This window comes from Nitrospira sp. MA-1, assembly GCA_032139905.1.
Taxonomy (GTDB): domain Bacteria; phylum Nitrospirota; class Nitrospiria; order Nitrospirales; family UBA8639; genus Nitrospira_E.
In genome coordinates this window covers 37,590-57,399 of the sequence record JAQJDB010000007.1, presented here as the reverse complement: position 1 = coordinate 57,399, position 19,810 = coordinate 37,590, and the positions used below count along the sequence as shown (strand labels likewise).

General features: G+C 49.5%; 17 protein-coding genes. 5 read left to right on the top strand and 12 right to left on the bottom strand.

Features of this window, described 5'->3' with window-relative positions; translation table 11 throughout:
• The first annotated feature begins 195 nt into the window (after positions 1–195).
• The 4 genes from PJI16_12990 (at position 196) to mutS (ending at position 5,998) form a co-directional block, all read left to right on the top strand.
• Positions 196–909 carry a pyridoxine 5'-phosphate synthase gene (locus tag PJI16_12990; GenBank protein MDT3778476.1) on the top strand — a complete coding sequence of 238 codons (714 nt, stop codon included), beginning with the start codon at positions 196–198 and terminating at the stop codon, positions 907–909.
• Between the two features lie 175 nt (positions 910–1,084).
• Entirely contained in the window at positions 1,085–2,641 is a 1,557-nt protein-coding gene (locus PJI16_12985; GenBank protein MDT3778475.1) for an NAD(P)H-hydrate dehydratase, read from the top strand.
• 69 nt (positions 2,642–2,710) lie between these two features.
• Positions 2,711–3,175 carry a tRNA (adenosine(37)-N6)-threonylcarbamoyltransferase complex ATPase subunit type 1 TsaE gene (gene tsaE, locus PJI16_12980; protein ID MDT3778474.1) on the top strand — a complete coding sequence of 155 codons (465 nt, stop codon included), beginning with the start codon at positions 2,711–2,713 and terminating at the stop codon, positions 3,173–3,175.
• 171 nt (positions 3,176–3,346) lie between these two features.
• Positions 3,347–5,998, top strand: coding sequence for a DNA mismatch repair protein MutS (gene mutS, locus PJI16_12975; protein MDT3778473.1), 2,652 nt, complete (start codon positions 3,347–3,349; stop codon positions 5,996–5,998).
• A gap of 104 nt (positions 5,999–6,102) precedes the next feature.
• On the opposite strand, the gene PJI16_12970 is transcribed toward mutS, so the two are convergent.
• The 11 genes from PJI16_12970 to PJI16_12920 form a co-directional block, all read right to left on the bottom strand.
• Complete coding sequence (locus PJI16_12970; GenBank protein MDT3778472.1) at positions 6,103–6,783, bottom strand: hypothetical protein; 681 nt, start codon at positions 6,781–6,783, stop codon at positions 6,103–6,105.
• A gap of 59 nt (positions 6,784–6,842) precedes the next feature.
• Positions 6,843–7,382, bottom strand: coding sequence for a hypothetical protein (locus tag PJI16_12965; protein MDT3778471.1), 540 nt, complete (start codon positions 7,380–7,382; stop codon positions 6,843–6,845).
• Between the two features lie 186 nt (positions 7,383–7,568).
• On the bottom strand, positions 7,569–8,837 hold the full coding sequence (locus tag PJI16_12960; GenBank protein ID MDT3778470.1) for a pitrilysin family protein: 1,269 nt from the start codon (positions 8,835–8,837) through the stop codon (positions 7,569–7,571).
• Positions 8,838–8,857: 20 nt separating this feature from the next.
• On the bottom strand, positions 8,858–10,963 hold the full coding sequence (pnp, locus tag PJI16_12955; protein MDT3778469.1) for a polyribonucleotide nucleotidyltransferase: 2,106 nt from the start codon (positions 10,961–10,963) through the stop codon (positions 8,858–8,860).
• A gap of 126 nt (positions 10,964–11,089) precedes the next feature.
• On the bottom strand, positions 11,090–11,359 hold the full coding sequence (gene rpsO, locus PJI16_12950) for a 30S ribosomal protein S15 (GenBank protein MDT3778468.1): 270 nt from the start codon (positions 11,357–11,359) through the stop codon (positions 11,090–11,092).
• Between the two features lie 100 nt (positions 11,360–11,459).
• On the bottom strand, positions 11,460–12,449 hold the full coding sequence (gene truB / locus PJI16_12945) for a tRNA pseudouridine(55) synthase TruB (protein MDT3778467.1): 990 nt from the start codon (positions 12,447–12,449) through the stop codon (positions 11,460–11,462).
• Entirely contained in the window at positions 12,449–12,868 is a 420-nt protein-coding gene (gene rbfA, locus PJI16_12940) for a 30S ribosome-binding factor RbfA (GenBank protein ID MDT3778466.1), read from the bottom strand. The genes truB and rbfA overlap by 1 nt, the downstream gene beginning before the upstream one ends.
• A gap of 24 nt (positions 12,869–12,892) precedes the next feature.
• Positions 12,893–13,180 carry a DUF503 domain-containing protein gene (locus PJI16_12935; protein MDT3778465.1) on the bottom strand — a complete coding sequence of 96 codons (288 nt, stop codon included), beginning with the start codon at positions 13,178–13,180 and terminating at the stop codon, positions 12,893–12,895.
• A 25-nt stretch (positions 13,181–13,205) separates the two neighbouring features.
• Entirely contained in the window at positions 13,206–15,815 is a 2,610-nt protein-coding gene (gene infB, locus PJI16_12930; GenBank protein ID MDT3778464.1) for a translation initiation factor IF-2, read from the bottom strand.
• Between the two features lie 28 nt (positions 15,816–15,843).
• Entirely contained in the window at positions 15,844–17,049 is a 1,206-nt protein-coding gene (nusA, locus tag PJI16_12925) for a transcription termination factor NusA (protein ID MDT3778463.1), read from the bottom strand.
• 72 nt (positions 17,050–17,121) lie between these two features.
• A complete protein-coding gene (locus PJI16_12920; protein MDT3778462.1) occupies positions 17,122–17,601 on the bottom strand; it encodes a ribosome maturation factor RimP in 480 nt (159 codons plus the stop codon).
• A gap of 269 nt (positions 17,602–17,870) precedes the next feature.
• Here PJI16_12920 and PJI16_12915 point away from each other — a divergent pair, with 269 nt between their 5' ends.
• A complete protein-coding gene (locus PJI16_12915; protein ID MDT3778461.1) occupies positions 17,871–18,800 on the top strand; it encodes a P-loop NTPase in 930 nt (309 codons plus the stop codon).
• A 151-nt stretch (positions 18,801–18,951) separates the two neighbouring features.
• Here PJI16_12915 and PJI16_12910 read toward each other — a convergent pair whose 3' ends face one another.
• The gene (locus PJI16_12910; protein MDT3778460.1) at positions 18,952–19,716 is read right to left on the bottom strand and encodes an SWIM zinc finger family protein; all 765 of its coding nucleotides are present in this window, start codon (positions 19,714–19,716) and stop codon (positions 18,952–18,954) included.
• Positions 19,717–19,810 lie beyond the last annotated feature (94 nt).

Sequence of the window (19,810 nt, the reverse complement as noted above, 5' to 3'; positions counted from 1 at the left end):
AATCGTACGATTTAATAGAGTTTTTATTCTAGATGAGGGGACACGACCAGTCAATTTCAGAGAATGGGAATTTTCAGTTATTTTATCCAATTCCCTCTCACGCCACAAAATTTCCATTTATTGCGGGAAGATTTTCCCTTTTGCCATAATGAGATCTCTTTGGCTCTTTATTCACCCAGACTTTAAAGGACTTTTATGGCACGACTCGGCGTGAATATCGACCATGTGGCGACCCTTCGCCAAGCTCGTGGCGGACATGAACCGGACCCCATTATTGCCGCTTCATTGGTCCACCTTGCAGGAGCCGAGGGCATTGTGGTGCATCTCCGGGAGGATCGGCGGCATATTCAGGATCGGGATCTGACTATTTTGCGTGAAACCGTGCAGACGCATCTCAACTTAGAAATGGCCGCAGACGAGACCGTGGCCAAAATTGCCCTGAACATTAAACCCGATCTGGTGACACTCGTGCCTGAAAGGCGCCAGGAGCTTACCACAGAGGGTGGGTTGGACGTGATCCAGCATCGTGACCGTATTCAAGCCATGGTGCAATTACTCCATGAAGGCGGCATTCCCGTCAGTCTGTTCATTGATCCTGATATCAATCAGCTTCGTGCCGCCCACAAAATCCAGGCAGATTGCGTGGAACTCCATACCGGCCGGTACGCCAATACCCGCCGTCAGCAGGAGGAAGATGCTGAGCTTGACGCATTGGTGCAAACCGCCAAACTTGCGTCGAAACTAGGATTGCGTGTAAGTGCAGGGCATGGACTGAATTACCGGAATATCAAGCGGCTGACCAGCATTACCGAAATTGAAGAGTTCAACATTGGTCATAGCATTATTGCTCATGCCATATTTGTTGGGCTTGAGCGAGCAGTCCGCGACATGAAACACCTCCTGGGTTAAGGTCTACGATTAAAAAGCAGGATCTCCCCAACTTGATTTTATGAATGACCCGGAGAAACGCACCAGTCAATTCACAAACCGTGCAGACCTCAAATATCATCCTGACCCGTCTACGCCTGACTTATTCTTACTCATGCTTTAACTATTCATTTCTCCTTGCTCCTGGGATCTGCCTATGTGGGTTGTGACCGCTGAACAGATGCAAACGCTTGATCGGCGAACGATCCAAGAAGCCAAGGTTCCCGGCATAACCTTAATGGAGCGGGCGGGAGCCGGTGCGATGACCCAGCTTACAGAAGCCTTGGGTTCCCCTAAAGGCAAAAAGGCCGTCATTCTTTGTGGCAAGGGCAATAATGGTGGAGATGGCCTTGTTGTGGCCAGGCTCCTGGCCAAAAAAGGGGCAAAGGTGAAGGTCGTCTTGATGGCTCCGCTCCGGGAACTCAGTCCCGATGCGAAGGTTATGTATCGGCGGCTAAGCAAGATCATCAGACCATCTCTGTTTACCGTTAATCCCTCGGAGGAGTCCCTGCATTCCCTCACTCAAGAAGCCGACATTCTTGTCGATGCGCTCCTTGGTACGGGCCTCTCTTCTTTGGTTCGCCCCCCCTATTCCTTTGCCATTGAAGCAATAAATGCCTCGCAAGGCTTTACCGTGGCCATCGATATTCCGTCAGGATTGGACAGCAATACCGGGTCCATACTGGGAGTCGCTGCTCAGGCCGATCTCACCGTGACCTTCGGATGCCCGAAACTCGGCCTGTATTTGAGTTCAGCCATCGACAAAGTTGGAACCATCCAGGTCATCGATATTGGTATTCCCCAGGACTTTGTGTCGGATCTGAAGCCCAAGATTCATCTTCTGTCTCAGGGGATGGTTCGTCCCCTCATTCCTCTTCGCCCTCCGTCCTCACATAAAGGGACCTTTGGACATGCAGGGATTGTTGGTGGCTCCCAGGGAAAGACGGGGGCTCCCGCTATGGCTGGCCTAGGGGCACTTCGTATGGGAACCGGACTGGTGACCGTAGCCACCCCTGAAAGCGTTTCGCCCATCTTGGAGTCAAAGCTTCTGGAAGTGATGACAGAGCCCATGCCGGAATCGTCCCAACACCTATTGGGAAGTGAGACCTATCCAGCCCTTCTGGCTTTCGCAGTGACAAAATCAGCTCTGGCTTTCGGACCTGGTATGGGGATTTCTCCTGAAACAACAGAGGTCTTGCTTCAACTCCTTCCTCAACTGAAGGCACCCTGCGTTCTCGATGCCGATGCCCTCAATGGATTAGCGCAACATTGCCAAATATTTTCATCCATGAAACAACCGCCTATCCTGACCCCACATCCCGGAGAGATGGCCAGGCTACTTGGAGCCTCATCCCCAAAACAAATTAATGAGGATCGCATCGGCGTAAGTAGAGAGTTTGCCATGCAACATCAGGTAATCTTGGTACTGAAAGGTGCTCGAACCATCATCGCTGAACCCCGGGGAGAGGTGGCCATTTGTCCAACTGGCAATCCTGGAATGGCTTCCGCAGGAATGGGCGATGTCCTGACCGGAATCATTACCGGTTTATTAGCTCAGGGCTTAAGCGGTTGGGATGCGGCCAGGGCTGGCGTCTACCTGCATGGGTTGGCAGGTGATCTGGCTGCCGCCACCATCGGTGAACCAGGGCTGATCGCCGGGGATGTGCTGACCGCTATTCCTCATGCCTTGACTCATACTCTGTCTCATTCCTAGGAGCTTAAGATCCTGAATCCCTCTCACGCCACGCCTCAGACCTCAAGCAACGATGCCCTTCGACTACGGATGACATCCGCCCAGGAAACCATAAAATTCGGCGAACGGTTAGGAAAACTGTTAACCGGAGGAGACGTACTGGCCCTTACCGGTGACCTGGGAGCAGGAAAAACCGTTCTCACGTGTGGAATTGCGCTGGGTCTGGGAATTCCAATGGATCAAGTCAGCAGTCCCACGTTTACCCTTATTCAGGAATATTCAGGCGCTATTCCCCTTATTCATGTGGATTTATATCGTCTTGATGGGCCATCCGATATCTCTACATTAGGGTTAGAGGAATATTTTACTCCGAACACCATTGTCCTCATTGAATGGGCTGAACGGTTCCCTCAGATATTACCCGCCGACCACATAACCATTTGCTTGGAATATGGAGAGGCGGAAGACGTCCGCCTATTCACCGTATCTGGAAGTGGCCCCAGGAGTTTCGGCATAGGGGCCAACCTTCTAGAAAATTTGCCAAAGCCACATTGACTCAACTTATCGATACCGCCTACAACTGAACCTCCAATGTTTTGCGGGAATCCGGTCCGAATACCATAAAAAAAATGGCCGGCATTAACCCATAACTGAAATGGCCGGCGTACTCATTTTCAACGATTCACCTTACACCCAACAATAAGAAAGACTAAAACGGCTCATCAGATGAAAGACCAAGAACTCTCCCCCCTCATGCGCCAATTTCAGGATGTGAAGGCTCAACATTCTGATGCCATTGTATTTTTCCGTGTTGGGGATTTTTATGAAATGTTTTTTGAGGATGCCGAAGAAGCCTCGAAACTCCTTGGCATCGTGTTAACCGCACGAGGCAAGGCCAAAGGGGAGGGCATCCCTCTTTGCGGAGTCCCCTATCACACTTCAACCGGATATATCGCAAAACTCTTGAAAGCCGGGAAAATAGTGGCGTTATGCGAACAAGTCGAAGACCCCAAACTTGCCAAAGGGCTCGTTCGTCGTGAAGTCGTTCGGGTCTATACCCCTGGAACCTTGTACGATCATGAACTCCTTCCTTCGCGAGAGGCCAATTTTTTGTCCGCCCTGTGTTACACCCCGTTATCCAACCAGGGAAATACCACGCTAGGCAATCGCTTTGGACTGGCCTCCATGGACCTTTCAACCGGGGAATTTTGGATTTCAGAATCCTTGATGAAGCATTCCCTGCAAGAGATCGTCGATGAACTCGTCCGCCTTGAGCCCAAAGAAGTCATCTTTCCTGCCCCACTTCAAGAGGAAATGACATCCGCATTCCAATCCCTGCCTATTGCCCGCATCGTGCCTCGTGATGCCACGAGCTTTGATCTTGAGTCCTGCAGGACGATCCTCACCAGAACATTTCAGGTCAATCAGGTTGAAGATCTCCAGCTCCATGGACTCCGATCCGGCCTTCAGGCCGCCGGTGGCCTTTTACAGTACCTGGCTGAAACCCAGCCAACACTCGCACATAGCCATATACGACGCCCCTTGATTCGAATCCTCGAACATGAAATGCAATTGGATCAGGCCACCCTGCGTAATTTAGAAGTTCTCAAGCCTGTATCCGAACAGCGCCAAAGTCCTACCTTGCTCACCACATTGGACAAGACCAAAACACCAATGGGGACGAGGCTTTTGCGGCAGTGGATCGTCCGTCCATTGACCCAGGTCCCGGCCATTCACTTGCGCCAGGAAGCGGTAAAGGAATTGGTCCTGAATCTCGGGGTTCGCATGTCGATTCGTGACCATCTGAAAACGGTGCAAGATCTGGAGCGACTGAATAGCCGAATTGTCCTGGAAGTGGCCAATCCTCGGGACCTTATCAATCTCCATCGCTCTCTGGAGGATTTGGTGGTGCTTCAGCAACTCTTACCGTCTTTCCAGTCTCCCATGCTGAAGAATGTCCATGAGGCCTGGGATCCCCTTCTGGATGTCTCCTCCTGGATTGCCGACACCATCATTCCTAATCCGCCCCTTTCCGTGAAGGAGGGAGGCATAATTCAAGCGGGGGTGAATGGGGAACTGGATGAATTACGAGTCCTGGCCAAAGAAGGAACTCGTTTACTGACCGAAATGGAAACTCGAGAACGCACCAGAACCGGCATCGACTCTCTCAAGGTGAAATACAATCAAGTCTTTGGCTATTACATTGAAGTGACAAAAGCGAATTTATCGCGAGTCCCTGGGGATTACCACCGGAAACAAACCCTGGTCAACGCCGAACGGTTTACCACGGGTGAACTGCAGGATCTCGAAGGTCGGCTTTCCAGTGCGGACCAAAAAATGAAAAGCCTGGAAAACCAATTATTTGGGCAGATCCGTCTCCGTGTCGCATCTGCCACCACCAGAATTCAGGGAATGGCGGAACAATTGGCTACCCTGGACGTTTTGACAGGGCTGGCAGAAGCGGCAAGCATTAACCGGTATCACCAGCCTACTGTCCATGAAGGAGGAACGATTCAGATCACGGACGGTCGCCATCCGGTCATTGAACACATCCGGCAAAGTGAAGGATTTATTCCCAACGATACAACGCTAGACTTGGACACCAACCGACTCTTGTTAATAACCGGTCCCAATATGGCTGGAAAGAGCACATACTTGCGGCAAGTTGCCCTTATCGTACTTATGGCTCAGATGGGAAGCTTTGTGCCTGCTGAGTCTGCACGAATAGGAATTGTTGATCGTATTTTTACCAGAGTAGGAGCAGCCGACGACCTCAGTGCCGGTCAAAGCACCTTTATGGTGGAAATGAGTGAAACAGCAAGAATTTTGGACACGGCGACTTCCCGAAGCCTTTTGTTGCTGGATGAAGTAGGAAGGGGAACCAGCACCTATGATGGACTGAGTATCGCTTGGGCACTGGCCGAATATATCCTGGACCGTGGACATCTCGGAGCACGGACTCTTTTTGCCACCCATTACCATGAAATGACCCAATTAGAGACCATCAGAGAAGGGATCAAAAACTACACGGTGCTTGTTCAGGAAAAAGGGCAAGATGTCCTGTTTCTCAGAAAAATCATCCAGGGAAAGGCTGATCGAAGCTACGGAATACAAGTCGCCAAACTGGCAGGGATACCAAAACCTGTTCTTGACCGCGCAAGAAATATTCTAGCCCAACTTGAACAGGATTCCTCATCTAACAACGTGTCCCTCTCCGATGAGTCAGTGGTGGATACCCCTCCTTTCGAACAGGTCTCACCAAAACCCCATGTTATCTTAGATGAAGTCAAACAGATGGATCTCTTTTCCATGACTCCGCTTGAAGCCCTCAATCGACTAGCTGATTTTAAGGCTCGATTGAATGAGCACAATCCCTAATAATTTGATAAGTACCCCACACCACAAAAAAAAAGGGCCTGCGTTGTACGCAGGCCCCTTTACAAAACCTTTAATCTAAAATTGTCTAAAGGTTATCGTCTTTTTTAATGCTTCCCACCCATTTCCTTGTGCACTTCTACCTTCTCAAACGAAGCTACGGCTGGATCGTAAATCTGGCCGGTCCCTTGATCGGAGTAAGGAATGAGTCCAACAACGGCTTTACCATCTGGAATCAACACATCATAGAGCATTTTGCGTTGATCTGGCCAAGAATCAGCCCGTATGGCATCCAAAACCGGCGTGGTACGAAGAGTAGAAATATTTCGTGGCTTATCAGGAGTCCCAGCTACTTCCTGAAGGGACTTGGCCGAAGACACAACCCGGTGGTTTTGCTCGGTTTCTTGAACCACAATTTCCACCAAACCATAATTTGATGGCTTCGTGTCTGTCATCACAGCCTGACTTGAAGAATCTTTCCCGGCCGCTACAAGTGTTTTCCAAATTTCATCGCTGCCTGGGTACACTTTGAGATTTTTGCCAGGATAATACTTTTGCCAGTAATAACCGCTTTCCGCATTCCCACCAAACACGGCCACATTGATCCACACCGCTTTATCGTATGGATCGACCACAGCGACCCGCCCCTGGAGGGTTGTGGGCTTACTTAAATCACCCCACTCAAATCGCTCTTGAAAAGCTTCGATGGCCATTGCGCTTGAGGCCATTGCCCCAACTAGCGCCACGGCTCCAACAAGGGCCAACCCTTTCTTTTTAGCACCTTTCATAATGGCTTCCCTCCTCGAGTAAAGTTTTAACTCTCAATCATGATTTATCTGACAAAAATTTATTCTGCCTCTAACAATTTAAATCCCGTAATCGTACGACCGCTTAATTGCACTTCCATGGCCACAAGCTCTTGAGCTGCCTTGGTGAGTTGGTCCATTAAGGCTTTATCCTTCACAGCCAACCGAACAGTAGTTTGGGGATTGTACCAACCGCCATAAGGATTGTTTTTTTCATTGCCTCCCGTATAACCCCATGCGCAGCAGATATACAATGGATCAGGAAGAGCCACGTTGCGATCATCAGTAGCCCGGCCTGGAGGATCGGCTGTTTCTTGTGGTCCAGATGCGTTCCAATACTGTATCCCGAATAAAATTTCTCCCTCAGGGTTGTCTGCCCATTGTGCATACATCCGGCCCTTCAAACTGGTGACTGCCTCCCCTTTAAAAGAAAGATCACCCTGGCTGGTGACATCATTTGGGTCGCCCTTCGACTTATCAGGACCTGGGCCAGCAGCATACCCAATGCTTGCTAATCCAAGACCCAACAGGCCCATGGCACAGAGAGCTACCAATTCATGACGTAGAGATGACTTCTTCATCTGCTCCCTCCTTACAGTGTTAGAATGACAAAAATTAAAAAACAACTTGACCTTTGTTTATCTGCTAATCGACTTTTCCCAGCTTCCATACCCCTAGTTCTTAAAGGGTAAATCAGAGTTTTAAAAGGGTCCCATGCTACCCATCCAGGGCATGGTTGTCAAGCGGAAAAAGATGCGACTTAGGACTCATCCCCACCTCGGAATTCCCCTTTTCGGGATAGGTCCCAATGCCGTAACCACAAATTGTTGTAGATCAAATAATTTCTGGCTTAAATGGCGAATTTGATCAGGGGTTATCCGATCAATGGCCTTGACCATTTCCTGAAGGGTGACATGACGCCCTTGATACATTTCGTCTTTTGCCAATTTATTCATCCGCCCGTAGGTTCCTTCCAATCCCAACATCAAACCGCCCTTTAATTGGGTTTTGGTTCGCTCCAATTCCTTACTGACCACGTCCCGACGGCATAACTTCTTGGTTTCCTGACAAATTCGGTCAATGACGGCTGTAACTTCATTCGGACGAGTGGCGGCATAAACGGTAAGCGTCCCGCCATCTAAAAAGCCTGAAAGATGAGAATATATGGTATAGGCCAACCCACGTTTTTCACGGATTTCTTGAAATAATCGCGAACTGACTCCTCCGCCAAGAATTGTGCTTAGGACATGACCGGCATATCGATCCGGATGTCCTATCGGCAACCCCTTAAATCCGACACAGACATGAACCTGCTCCAGTGGTTTCACGTGAAGACTTTGCCGTTCCTGCGGCTGATCAGGCCATGGCGTTTCCTGGATGGTTGAGGGATGCTTGTCGAACTTGCTCCTCTTCCATTGGCCAAAATATTTATTAACGGTATCAATGATTTCTGGAAAGGAAAAGTTACCGGCCACTGCAACGATCGTATGTTCCGGGCGGTAGTGCTGTTGTCGATACTTCATGAGCAATTGGCGATCGAGTCGCTTCATCACCGCAGGCTCTCCCAAGATCGGACGCCCCAACGGATGGGAGCCAAAGATATCCTTGGCATGCAATTCATGAATATAGTCCTCGGGATCATCCTGAACGGTACGGATCTCCTCAAGGACGATTTGTTTTTCCTTTGCAATGTCTTTGGCAGAAAACCTTGAATGGTGAAACAAATCCGCGATGAGATCAAATGCCAGCCCCATTTGCTGATCCAACACCTTCACGTAAAAAGCCGTAGCCTCATGGGTGGTAAAGGCATTCATTTCACCACCCAAGGCATCAATCTCATTGGAAATCTGAGAGGCAGTCCGTTTCGGCGTGCCCTTGAACATCATATGTTCAATAAAATGAGAGAGGCCACCTTCACCTTTTCCTTCGTCACGACTTCCAACCGTGGCCCACACCCCTAGGGCAACGGATTTCAATGACGACATCCGCTCCAGGACAACACGGACTCCGTTATCCAATATGACTTTTTTATACACGCTTGGTTACTCGGACCGGCTTATGAGGTGAGCTGATCCTTGTCCGTCTGTTCGGCCATGGCATCTTTTCGACTAAGACGGATCTTCCCTTGGCGATCAATTTCCAGGACTTTCACAAGAATCTGTTCGCCTTCAGAAATTTCGTCCGTGACCGATGCCACACGGTGAGGAGCCAATTGCGAAATGTGCACAAGCCCATCCATACCAGGGAGAATTTCCACAAAGGCCCCAAAATCTACAATCTTTCGCACCGTCCCGAGGTAAATTTTCCCAATCTCCGCCTCTTCAACAATCCGCTGCACCATATCCATGGCCTTTTGCGCCGACTCCCCGTCTACCGCGGCAATCGTGACCACTCCAGAGTCATCCACATTCACCTTCACTCCACAGTCTGCAATAATGCTACGAATCATTTTGCCCCCAGGCCCAATGACATCCCTGATTTTATCTTGCTTGATCTGGATCGTGGTGATACGGGGTGCATAAGCCGCCAGCTCGGTACGAGGTACCGTCAGGCATTCATCCATTTTCCCAAGAATGTGCAATCGCCCTTCACGAGCCTGCGCCAACGCCTGCCGCATCAGGTCGGGAGTAATTCCGGCAATCTTAATATCCATCTGCAGGGCTGTGACTCCCTCTCGCGTTCCTGCCACTTTGAAATCCATATCGCCCAGATGATCTTCCATACCCAAAATATCTGAAAGAATCGCGACGCCACCCTGTTCCAAAATTAACCCCATCGCAATTCCTGCCACCGGCGTCTTAATGGGTACTCCCGCATCCATCATGGCTAATGCCCCACCACAAATCGTGGCCATGGAAGAGGACCCGTTTGATTCTAGAATATCCGAGACAAGCCGAATGGTATAGGGGAATTCTTCTTTGGAAGGAAGGACGGCCTCTAAGGCCCGTTGGGCCAGCTTGCCATGCCCGACTTCCCGCCGTCCCGGCCCTCGAAGCATTTTTGCCTCACCTACGCTGAAAGGCGGGAAATTATAATGCAACATAAATGAGCGGAAATACTCGCCTTCCAAGGCATCAATCCGTTGCTCATCATCTGAAGTGCCCAAGGTCACCACAGCCAAAGCCTGTGTTTCCCCCCTGGTAAATAACGCAGAACCGTGCGTGCGAGGAAGAATCCCTGCCTCAGAGGATATCGGACGAATGTCGGCTAGACCCCGGCCATCAGCTCTTTTCTTTGTTTCCAGGATAATTCTCCGGACTTCGGAATATTCCAAGTTGGCAAATACTTTTTTCACCTTGGCTTTTCGATCGGCATCGTCTCCGGCAACTGCCTCAATGGCTTCCTGGAGAATTTGCGCGAATCGATCTTGTCGATCCGCTTTGGCCGCGATATACATCGCTTCACCAATAGGAGCGGCTGCGATTTTTCGCACGGCTTGTTCAATTTCAGGGTCAATGGCTTCGACCTGCAACACCCGTTTGACTTTCCCCGCCTTTGCCCGTAATTCTTCAATTTTGGCGACGATATTCTTGATTTCACGATGAGCCAGTTCGATCGCGTCAATCATCGTGTCTTCCGAAAGGCCATCCGCACCAGCCTCGACCATCATCACGGCGTCCTTGGTTCCAGCCACGACGAGGTTTAACTCACTTTCCTCCTGTGCTTTCTTATCTGGATTAACCACGAATTGGCCCTTCACTCGTCCAATTCTCACTCCTGCCAGAGGTTCGGAGGCTGGAATGTCTGAAATGGCCATTGCTGCCGACGCGGCAACAATACCGATGACGTCCGAAGACATGGTCTGATCAATAGAGAGCACGGACACAATGATCTGGGTTTCAAAAAAGTAACCTTCCGGCATCAATGGCCGAATCGGCCGGTCAATGAGTCGGCTGGTTAACACCTCTTTTTCACTGGGTGCCCCTTCCCGTTTGAAAAATCCTCCTGGTATTTTCCCGGCTGAGTAGGCTTTTTCTTGATAATTTACCGTCAGAGGCAAGAAATCGGCGTCAGGCTTCGAGGTCTTTGAGGCTACCGCCGTTGCTAACACCACCGTATCGGCATAGGTCGCCAATACGGCACCATCCGCCTGCTTGGCCATTCGACCGGTTTCCAAACGAAGCGGGCGACCACCAACTTCCATTTCAACGACATGAATCATGTTTCAACCTTTCTGATCCTTGAGTGGATATATTGATATGGAGTGTGAGGCTTCGCTTCGCATTGAGAACCGGGCATCTATCACCCATCTCATTGATTCTGCTCACCCTAAAACCTGCATTCTGTCTTATTTCCGTATTCCAAGTGCAGCGATCACGGCTTGGTATTTGCCCTCGTCTCGACGCCGCAAATAATCCAATAACTTTCTTCGCTTGCTTACCATTCGCAAAAGACCCCTTCGGGAATGATGGTCCTTTTTGTGTGTCTTGAAATGTTCAGTCAGACTCGTAATTCTATTGGTTAACACGGAAATCTGCACTTCAGACGAACCCGTGTCCTTGTCGTGAATCCGATGCGATTCTATGGCCGCCGTTTTTGCTTCTTTCGTTAAGCCCATAACTCCTCCTCCAGTTCCTCAGGGTTACATGAGTTCAGTAAGAAAATCTTTCTACGGATGTCGTCTTATCCCCACTTAATCGAACCTAAATTTTCATAAACTAGGAAAACACCGTTTCAATCGCTAATACGGGACCTCCCTTGCCTGTCTGAAAAACCGGGCCTCTCCCTAACGCCAGCAATTGCCCATCTTTCTGTTTCACCCTCACCATATTTCCCTCCTTGGGTGAGACTCCTGATTCCACAAACGTGTGAACCACACGATCCCAGGAAATCGCATTCCCATGGAGCACCTTTCGAGCATCATCGCTATCGACCTCAACAGCGTGAAACCCCTCTAAGGCCTGATCTAAACTCAAAAATGCCCCATCCAGATGAGAAAATTCAAGTCCCCCAAGCAAGGATTCTACCTCAAGGGCCTGATCAACATGAATAGGTCCGACCCGTCGACGCTGAAGCCATTTCAAATGTCCACCCACCTGCAATACGTTTCCAATATCATCGCAGAGAGTTCGAACATAGGTTCCCTTAGAACAGACCACTCGAAACGCGACCTCAGGGATATTCAGTCTTTGAATTTCTAAATCATGAATCACCACGGTTTTAGCGGGTCGGTCAACGGTCTCACCTTTCCTGGCTTTTTTATACAAGGGTTGCCCCCCGATTTTCACAGCCGAGTACATTGGTGGCACTTGCTGGATAGACCCTTGAAACGTCGCAAAGGCTGACCGGATACGATCCTCTGTCAAAGATTCTATGGGGAATTCCTCTAAGACCGTACCCCAAGCATCTTGTGTGTCTGTCCGTTGGCCCAATTGAAGCACGGCGCCATACTCTTTTTCCCATCCCAACAGATACTGGGCAATTTTGGTTCCCTTTCCAATTAAAACCGGCAGGACGCCCGTCGCATGGGGATCCAAGGTGCCCGCATGCCCGACTTTTGGAATACCCAAACCCGACCTGAGGCGTTGCACCACATCATGCGATGTCCATCCATCAGGCTTATTCACATTCAGAACGCCATGTAAGGCCATTCCCTGCGGTGCCTTCAAGCCTTTAGACTGGTCGATGCACGAAGCCATTGGTGCCATTACCCGTCTATACTTTCGCTCTTGTCATGGAGAAAGGAGGAAGCCTCAGCTTTACCGGCTTCATCAGATTCCTCATGAAGAGAATCCAGCAACTTTTCAATTCTGTTCCCATACTCAGCACTCGTATCACGATAAAAAACCAATTCCGGTGTATAACGCAGATTTAAGCGCCGGCCCAATTCCGTGCGAACAAACCCCACAGCGCTTTTAAGACCCGGCCCTGTAACCTGGTCAAAATGGGCTTGATCCAAAGCGGTCACATATATCCGTGCGATTTTGAGATCCGCCGTCATCTTCACACCTGTCACGGTCACAAATTGGATACGTGGATCTTTAGTTTTTCTGGAAAGAATCTCTGCCACTTCCATCCGGATCTGATCGGCAACTCTCGTCGCCCGACTGCTATTTGTTTTTGCCATGACGTGAAAAATTTATATGAGAGCTTACAAGACTTCAATTTGAGATCGTAAAAGCTCGATGGAGGGGTTAGATCGTATAAAGTTGAGGACCTGGTCTAAGACTTGATTGACCCTTCCCGTGTCATTCGCTACACACGCCACTCCCAAAATGGCTTTTTGCCAAATGTCTTGTTCCTCAATTTCAGCAACGGAAATATTAAACCGATTTCGCAATCGGGTAATCAAGCTTGAGAGAACCTGACGCTTACCTTTCAGGGATTGGACATCAGGGATATGGAGTTCGAGCGTGCACAACCCCACGATCATCCCCATTCAGGATCCCCTTATCCATTCTGGATTATAATTTTGTGGCCTCCTCTTCCAAGACGTAGGCCTCTAACACATCGCCGATTTTTAAATCATTGAAATTCTCAACTCCAATTCCGCATTCATAGCCTTGCTGAACTTCCCGTGCATCATCCTTGAACCGCCGTAACGATCCAATTTTTCCTTCATAGACCATCACCTGGTCACGAACAACTCTTACCTTGGTGTTTGAACGGGATATCGACCCATCATTCACGTAACAACCGGCAATGGTACCCATTTTCGGAACAGAGAATAGCTGCCGAACCTCCGCATGCCCCATCACCCGTTCCCTGATCGTTGGAGCCAGAAGACCTTCTGCAGCCGAACGGATATCATCAAGAATATTATAGATGATGGTGTACAACCGAATTTCCACACCCTCACGTTCAGCAATAGCAGCCGCCTTTGAATCCGGACGAACATGAAATCCAATGATAATCGCTTTTGAAGCAGCCGCTAACAACACATCGGTTTCGTTGATGCCTCCCACTCCACTATGAATGAGCTTAAGCTTTACCGCGTCGGTAGAAATCTTCAGAAGTGCATCGCCCAATGCCCCCACGGATCCTTGCACATCCGCCTTGATCAGTAGCGGCAACTCCTTGATCTCCCCATCTTTTGATTCTGCATAAAGCTCTTCGAGAGTTCTTCTGGACGTCGATGATAGGCCGACATCTTTTTGCTTTTGGTGCCGGGCCTGGGCAATTTCCCTCGCAGCCCGTTCATCCTTCACCACGACCAGTTGATCACCGGCCTCAGGAACCCCCAATAAGCCAATGACTTCTACCGGTATCGATGGCCCGGCTTCCTTCAGACGCTCACCTTTATCCGATGTTAACCCTCTCACCCGGCCGCTCACTGACCCGACAACAAACGATTCTCCGATTCGTAAGGTTCCGGCCTGAATCAACACCGTGGCAACCGGTCCACGCCCCTTATCCAACTTCGCTTCCAATACGACCCCTCGAGCGGAACAGGTGGAATCGCCTTTCAATTCCATAATTTCTGCCTGAAGTAACAACATGTCAAGCAATTGGTCTAACCCCTGGTTTTGCTTTGCTGATACTTCAACAAAAATTGTTTGACCTCCCCATGCTTCAGGTTGCAGGCCGTGTTCGGCTAAACTTTGCTTGACCCGATCCGGATTAGCCCCCGGCTTATCCATTTTATTCACGGCCACGATAATCGGCACATTGGCCGCTTGCGCATGATTAATGGCTTCAATTGTCTGAGGCATCGGCCCATCGTCTGCGGCCACGACCAAGACCACAATATCAGTGACCTGAGCCCCACGGGACCGCATCGCCGTAAAGGCCTCATGGCCTGGGGTATCTAAGAACGTCACGCCTCGTTCACCGGCTTTCACGAAGGACGCACCAATGTGCTGAGTAATCCCTCCCGCTTCCCGGTCGGTTACCTGGGTCTTCCGAATCGCATCCAACAAGGAGGTTTTCCCATGGTCGACATGTCCCATAACCGTCACCACAGGCGCTCGAGGTTCTAGATTTCCTTGTTCTCCACCATCAATCACCTCTTCCAGGAGGGCTTCCCCTCCCTTCGCAGCCACGGCTTCCACTGCGAGGCCATAACCTTCCGCAATGAGCACTCCAGCTTCTAAATCCATGGGTTGATTAAGGGTTTTTGCAATATTTAAATCCAACAATTTCCGAATTATTTCCGTGGGTTTTTGACCGATCACTTCGGCAAAATCTTTCACGGATATCCCAGCAGTGACCTTCATAACTTTTTTCCTGGGTTTTGTAACTTCGCCCACCGAAGGTTGTTGAACCTGACGGGTACGTTCCTCACGTCGCAAAGTTGGCAACGGTCGAAGATCTTGCCAGACCGCGGCATCTTCAAAGCGTGCGGCAAAAACATCTTCATCTTTTACACGCGCAACTTTTTTAATTTTTTTGCCTTTTTCTTCTACCGGAACCTCTCGAGATGGAACGGCACTCTTTTTATCGGGTTTCCCTTCGCTTTTTCTCTCTTTTTCACTGGTTTTATCAGAGGGAGGAATTGCGCCGCTTTCAACCCCAGGAACAGGTGGAATCCCTACACCACCAGGAAGCTCTGCCGACTCAGCGGGCAATAAGGCGTGGGCATCTTGAGGAGGCTCAACAGCCAATTCGCCTGGAGTCTGAGTTAAAACGGGAGCCGTATCCAAGGGAGCCTCTGACTCACCATGGATGACCAGTGGCTCTTCTGCCTCAGCTTCCCCGACCGGAGACGATTCCCTCATCTCTTCCAGGATTTCTTCTTCTGTTTTTTTCTTTTTAATCAGGATGTGTTTTTTTTCGGATTTTTTGGGACTTTCGGCCACTGCTTCGGACCGAGCCCTCCCGGAAGTCGACGAATCTTTTTTCAGTAGGCGCCCCCCCTCAGAGCTTTTCACACCGGCATGCCCTGAAACAGACGATTCCCCTGGCTTCGGGGTTGTTTCAGGAGTTTTACCAAGGATAATATTCATCGCCCATTTGGCCATATTGTCATCCACTGTATTGCTATGGGAACTAACCTGAATGCCAAGTCGCACTAATTCAGGAATAAGCAAACGGCTTTCCATCCCAATTTTTTTGGCTATCTCATGAACTCTCATGCACGTCCTTTACTGTGAAGCCGTATCCTTACGATCCCGAACTCTGCCCAGACTCTGTTGGTACCACCGCGGGATTATCCATGTTCTCATCTTGTGAGGCTACTTCAGGCTCCTTGGCATTTCCCGCCGGCTCTTCTGTAATCTGTGAAGCCTCTTCAGCCAAGGCAGCCTTAATTTCCAAGTCGCGTTCAAGCTTTTGTTTTTCGTATTCGGTGGAGCTAATGATATCAATTTTCCAACCTGTCAATTTTGCTGCTAGGCGCACGTTTTGCCCGTTCTTCCCAATTGCCAAAGAGAGCTGAGAATCAGCCACCACCACCAACGCCGATTTCTTTTGTTCGTCAATCCCGACTTTTTCAATGGAAGCAGGGTTCAAGGCTTCCCCGATAAACACGCGTGGATCATTTGTCCAGGGGATAATATCTATTTTCTCACCATGCAGCTCCCGAACAATGGCCTGGACACGTGAACCTTTGACGCCCACACACGCGCCAACCGGATCAACCGCCTTATCCCGTGACGCCACTGAAATTTTCGTCCGGTCGCCCGGCTCACGCACCACGCCTTTAATTTCAACAATTTTCTCAGATATCTCAGGCACCTCCAAACCAAACAATTTTACCACGAATTGAGGATGCGCCCGGGAGAGGATCACTTGCACATCCTTGGGGGTTCGTCGAACTTCTAGCAACAACGCCCGCACTCGATCACCCCGGCGGTGAGCTTCACGCGGGATTTGCTCCTGAATCGGGAGAAGGGCCTCTGTTTTTCCAATGTCCACCAGATAATTTCGCCGTTCCTGGCCCAAAATGACCCCATGAACTAATTCCCCTTCTTTTTTGGAATATTCCCGTTCAATCGACTCCCATTCAGCCTCTCGAACTTTTTGACAAATGACCTGTTTCGCAGCCTGTGCGGCTATTCGCCCAAATTCTTCCAACTCAATGAGTGAGCCGATTTCGTCTCCCATTTCAGCTTCATCATCAATTTTCCTGGCATCTTCCAATGAAATCTCTGTTTTGGAATCCAGCACGTTCTCCGCAATCGTCTTTTTCTTTACAATAGAAATTTCGCCGGTTTCCGTATCAATATCGACTTGAATATTTTCACCATGCCCAAATCGTTTTTTTGCGGCCGTGAGAAGCGCGGATTCTAAGGCCAAAATGACTTTTGCCTTATCAATCCCTTTCTCCCGACCGATTTGATCAATGACCAACATGAGTTCACTTTTCATTTGTATTCCTCGCAAGGCACGATGAGCGGTTCAAACGGACTTGGGCGATTGGTGCGCGCTTCCAATAAAACGTTAAAACGAAACCTCTAATCTCGCTTTGGCAATATCATCCCACGCCACGACTACTTCTTGGGGATTCTTGGTCTGGTCATCCATTAAATGAATCCCCATATCGGTGACGGTTATCAATTGCCCCAAAACAACTGATTGTTTTTTGATCGAGCTTTTCAGAGTGACTCGAAGTCGTTCGCCCACTACTCGTTCATAATCTTTTGGATCTCGGAGCGGTCGATCTAGCCCAGGCGAAGAAACTTCAAACCGATACGCGGCCTGCTCTGGGTGAAGAACCTCCCAGGTTCGACGCAGGGACTGATGGAATTGTTCACAATCTTCAATTCCAACTCCCCCCTTTTTATCAATTGTCAGTCGAACCAAAAGGTTGGCGGGTCTCCCGGTGCACTGAACCTCAAAGATATCCACTCCTAGAGCTCGAGCGATCGGTTCGCCCACTTGACGAATAACTTGCTCAAGATTGTCAGCCGTGAAGGCCACCACAAATCCTCGCTACAGCGGCCACAAGCCAAGACCAAAAAAAAGTGGGCTCACGCCCACTCTACTCGCAATCAACCTAGCATTTTCCATTTTTAAAGGCAAGAGCTCACCAGATTCATCGCGACGTCCCGGTATGTCAAAATCTCTCAAAAGGCCATCCATACGAGCATTCCTTCACCATGGGCATAAGAAGGACCCTGTGATAGGCTATTTTCTGAGTAAGGTGATACTTACTTCCTGATGATATCAACGAGAGAGGAGTTCACCCGATGCCTTGCATAGTTTCTGTGGCTTCCGGTAAGGGCGGAGTTGGGAAAAGCATGGTCGTCAGCAATCTTGGACTCCTCCTTGCCAAAAAAGGACTTCGCGTCACGCTGGTCGACATGGACATTGGTGGGGCTAACCTCCACATCTTGTTTGGAATGTTCCATCCTCCATCCACCCTCTCAGATTTTTTGACAAACACGCTCAAAAACTTAAATGAGACCGCCCACCCTATTCCCGGCCCCTCCTCCCTGAAGCTCATTCCTGGAACGGGGGAAACCCTCATTACCGCGAATTTGCAACATGCCAAAAAAAAACGCCTCATCCGGCACTTACACAAACTTGAGGCAGACATCATTCTCGTTGACGTCGGCGCGGGGACCAGTTACCACGCACTGGATTTTTTTCTCCTCGCAGACTTTTTCCTGGCCGTAGCAACCCCTGACCCAACCTCGGTTTTAGATCTGTATCGATTCATTAAACTTGCTGCCATTCGAAAGGTTCTTACGGCCTTTTCAGCCCGCGACCCAGTGGCAGAAAGCCTTTTGGACAAAGACTTTCATAGCATCGCAGCAGTACTGGAAGCCGTTGGAAAAACGAGCGAATCAGGTGTGGCGACTGCTCAAGAGGCTCTAAAACGGTTTCAACCGGCCCTCATCTTAAACCGAATGACACCCAAATCCAGGATCAATACCCTGCATTTACAACACCTACTAAAGCAATACGTCGGAACCGATCTGTCAATCTTAGGCAAGATTCCAGAGGATATTCAGGTTCAGCAATCCATCCTGAAATATCTTCCTGTTGTAGAACTGGCTCCCTCTTCTCCAGCAACCAACGCGCTGAAACAAATTGCCGACAATGTACTTGAAATGGTGGAACAAACACCTGAATTAATTGAACGGATGGAAGAGCCTAGAAAGATTCGAGCATGAATGATTAACGGACGACATTACCTTAGCTTTTCGTAAAAAATCCGACGGCTCGCCTCTCATATAAAAAGATTCAAAAAAGGGGGTTCCATTTCACTGAGCCATGACCCGCCCTGAAAGGCAAATTACCCGCCAAGCCTGCTGCACGCCCTGCCTAACTGGATGCCCCAGAGTTCTCCGCCAATGATTCTTGCAATTGTTGGACCTTTTTCTCTAACACTCTGCAATGCTGTTGAGCCACCTCGGATTCCCTTTTTAACGCTTCCAGCTCCTTCGTGAGGCTATTAATCATGGCTTGGGCTGATTGCAGGCTCCTCAAGGCATCAATCCGATCTTCCTCGCCTTCCATGCATTGTGAATTGAGGCGTTCAAAAATACCCACCCATTCTCGAGCAACACCTCCCAAGGAACCAGGCACTGGGGGCAAGGTGGCCTCCTTACCCAGAAGCCCTGCGGCTTTCTGAACCCAATCAATAAACAAAATCGCTTCCCAAAAATTCAGATCACCCGCACCCTCGGATTCATCAGTATAGGGTCCTGCTGGCCGTATCCGCGGATCGGAAGGAGGAGGAGCCTGGTCCTTGGGATCTTCCTTCGGTCCCGGCTTAAGAGATGATCCGTTATGGAATTGATGCAGTAATACCGCGACACAATGACGACAAAAAGGTTGCTCGTTCGATGGACAGGAACACCTGGTCGACAAAGTCCCCGCACGTAATTTTATGATTTGCGTATACACGCCATAGACGCCATTAACCTCAGCCGTGATTTGGGTCTGGTCCGCATCAAGGATCTTGACTCGTTGGGCAGAAAAATATTGATGGCCTTCTTCGAAGACCGTTCCCCCAACCACCGATTGAAGCATGTCCGCATCTAATTGGCTCAGCTCTTGAGCGGAGCAGGAAATTCTATTTCTCATGCAGATACCATCCAATTCAAAAGAAAGGAGACCGACCTCACGCCTCCGAGAAAGAAGAGGGTTTAATATTTCGGAAAATATAACCGAGAATCAA

Excerpts from the sequence above, each read along its gene's own strand:
- PJI16_12990 (MDT3778476.1), top strand. The coding sequence starts at position 196 with ATGGCACGACTCGGCGTGAATATCGACCATGTGGCGACCCTTCGCCAA.
- PJI16_12985 (MDT3778475.1), top strand. The coding sequence starts at position 1,085 with ATGTGGGTTGTGACCGCTGAACAGATGCAAACGCTTGATCGGCGAACG.
- tsaE (MDT3778474.1), top strand. The coding sequence starts at position 2,711 with ATGACATCCGCCCAGGAAACCATAAAATTCGGCGAACGGTTAGGAAAA.
- mutS (MDT3778473.1), top strand. The coding sequence starts at position 3,347 with ATGAAAGACCAAGAACTCTCCCCCCTCATGCGCCAATTTCAGGATGTG.
- PJI16_12970 (MDT3778472.1), bottom strand. The coding sequence starts at position 6,783 with ATGAAAGGTGCTAAAAAGAAAGGGTTGGCCCTTGTTGGAGCCGTGGCG.
- PJI16_12965 (MDT3778471.1), bottom strand. The coding sequence starts at position 7,382 with ATGAAGAAGTCATCTCTACGTCATGAATTGGTAGCTCTCTGTGCCATG.
- pnp (MDT3778469.1), bottom strand. The coding sequence starts at position 10,963 with ATGATTCATGTCGTTGAAATGGAAGTTGGTGGTCGCCCGCTTCGTTTG.
- rpsO (MDT3778468.1), bottom strand. The coding sequence starts at position 11,359 with ATGGGCTTAACGAAAGAAGCAAAAACGGCGGCCATAGAATCGCATCGG.
- truB (MDT3778467.1), bottom strand. The coding sequence starts at position 12,449 with ATGGCACCAATGGCTTCGTGCATCGACCAGTCTAAAGGCTTGAAGGCA.
- rbfA (MDT3778466.1), bottom strand. The coding sequence starts at position 12,868 with ATGGCAAAAACAAATAGCAGTCGGGCGACGAGAGTTGCCGATCAGATC.
- PJI16_12935 (MDT3778465.1), bottom strand. The coding sequence starts at position 13,180 with ATGGGGATGATCGTGGGGTTGTGCACGCTCGAACTCCATATCCCTGAT.
- infB (MDT3778464.1), bottom strand. The coding sequence starts at position 15,815 with ATGAGAGTTCATGAGATAGCCAAAAAAATTGGGATGGAAAGCCGTTTG.
- nusA (MDT3778463.1), bottom strand. The coding sequence starts at position 17,049 with ATGAAAAGTGAACTCATGTTGGTCATTGATCAAATCGGTCGGGAGAAA.
- PJI16_12915 (MDT3778461.1), top strand. The coding sequence starts at position 17,871 with ATGCCTTGCATAGTTTCTGTGGCTTCCGGTAAGGGCGGAGTTGGGAAA.
- PJI16_12910 (MDT3778460.1), bottom strand. The coding sequence starts at position 19,716 with ATGAGAAATAGAATTTCCTGCTCCGCTCAAGAGCTGAGCCAATTAGAT.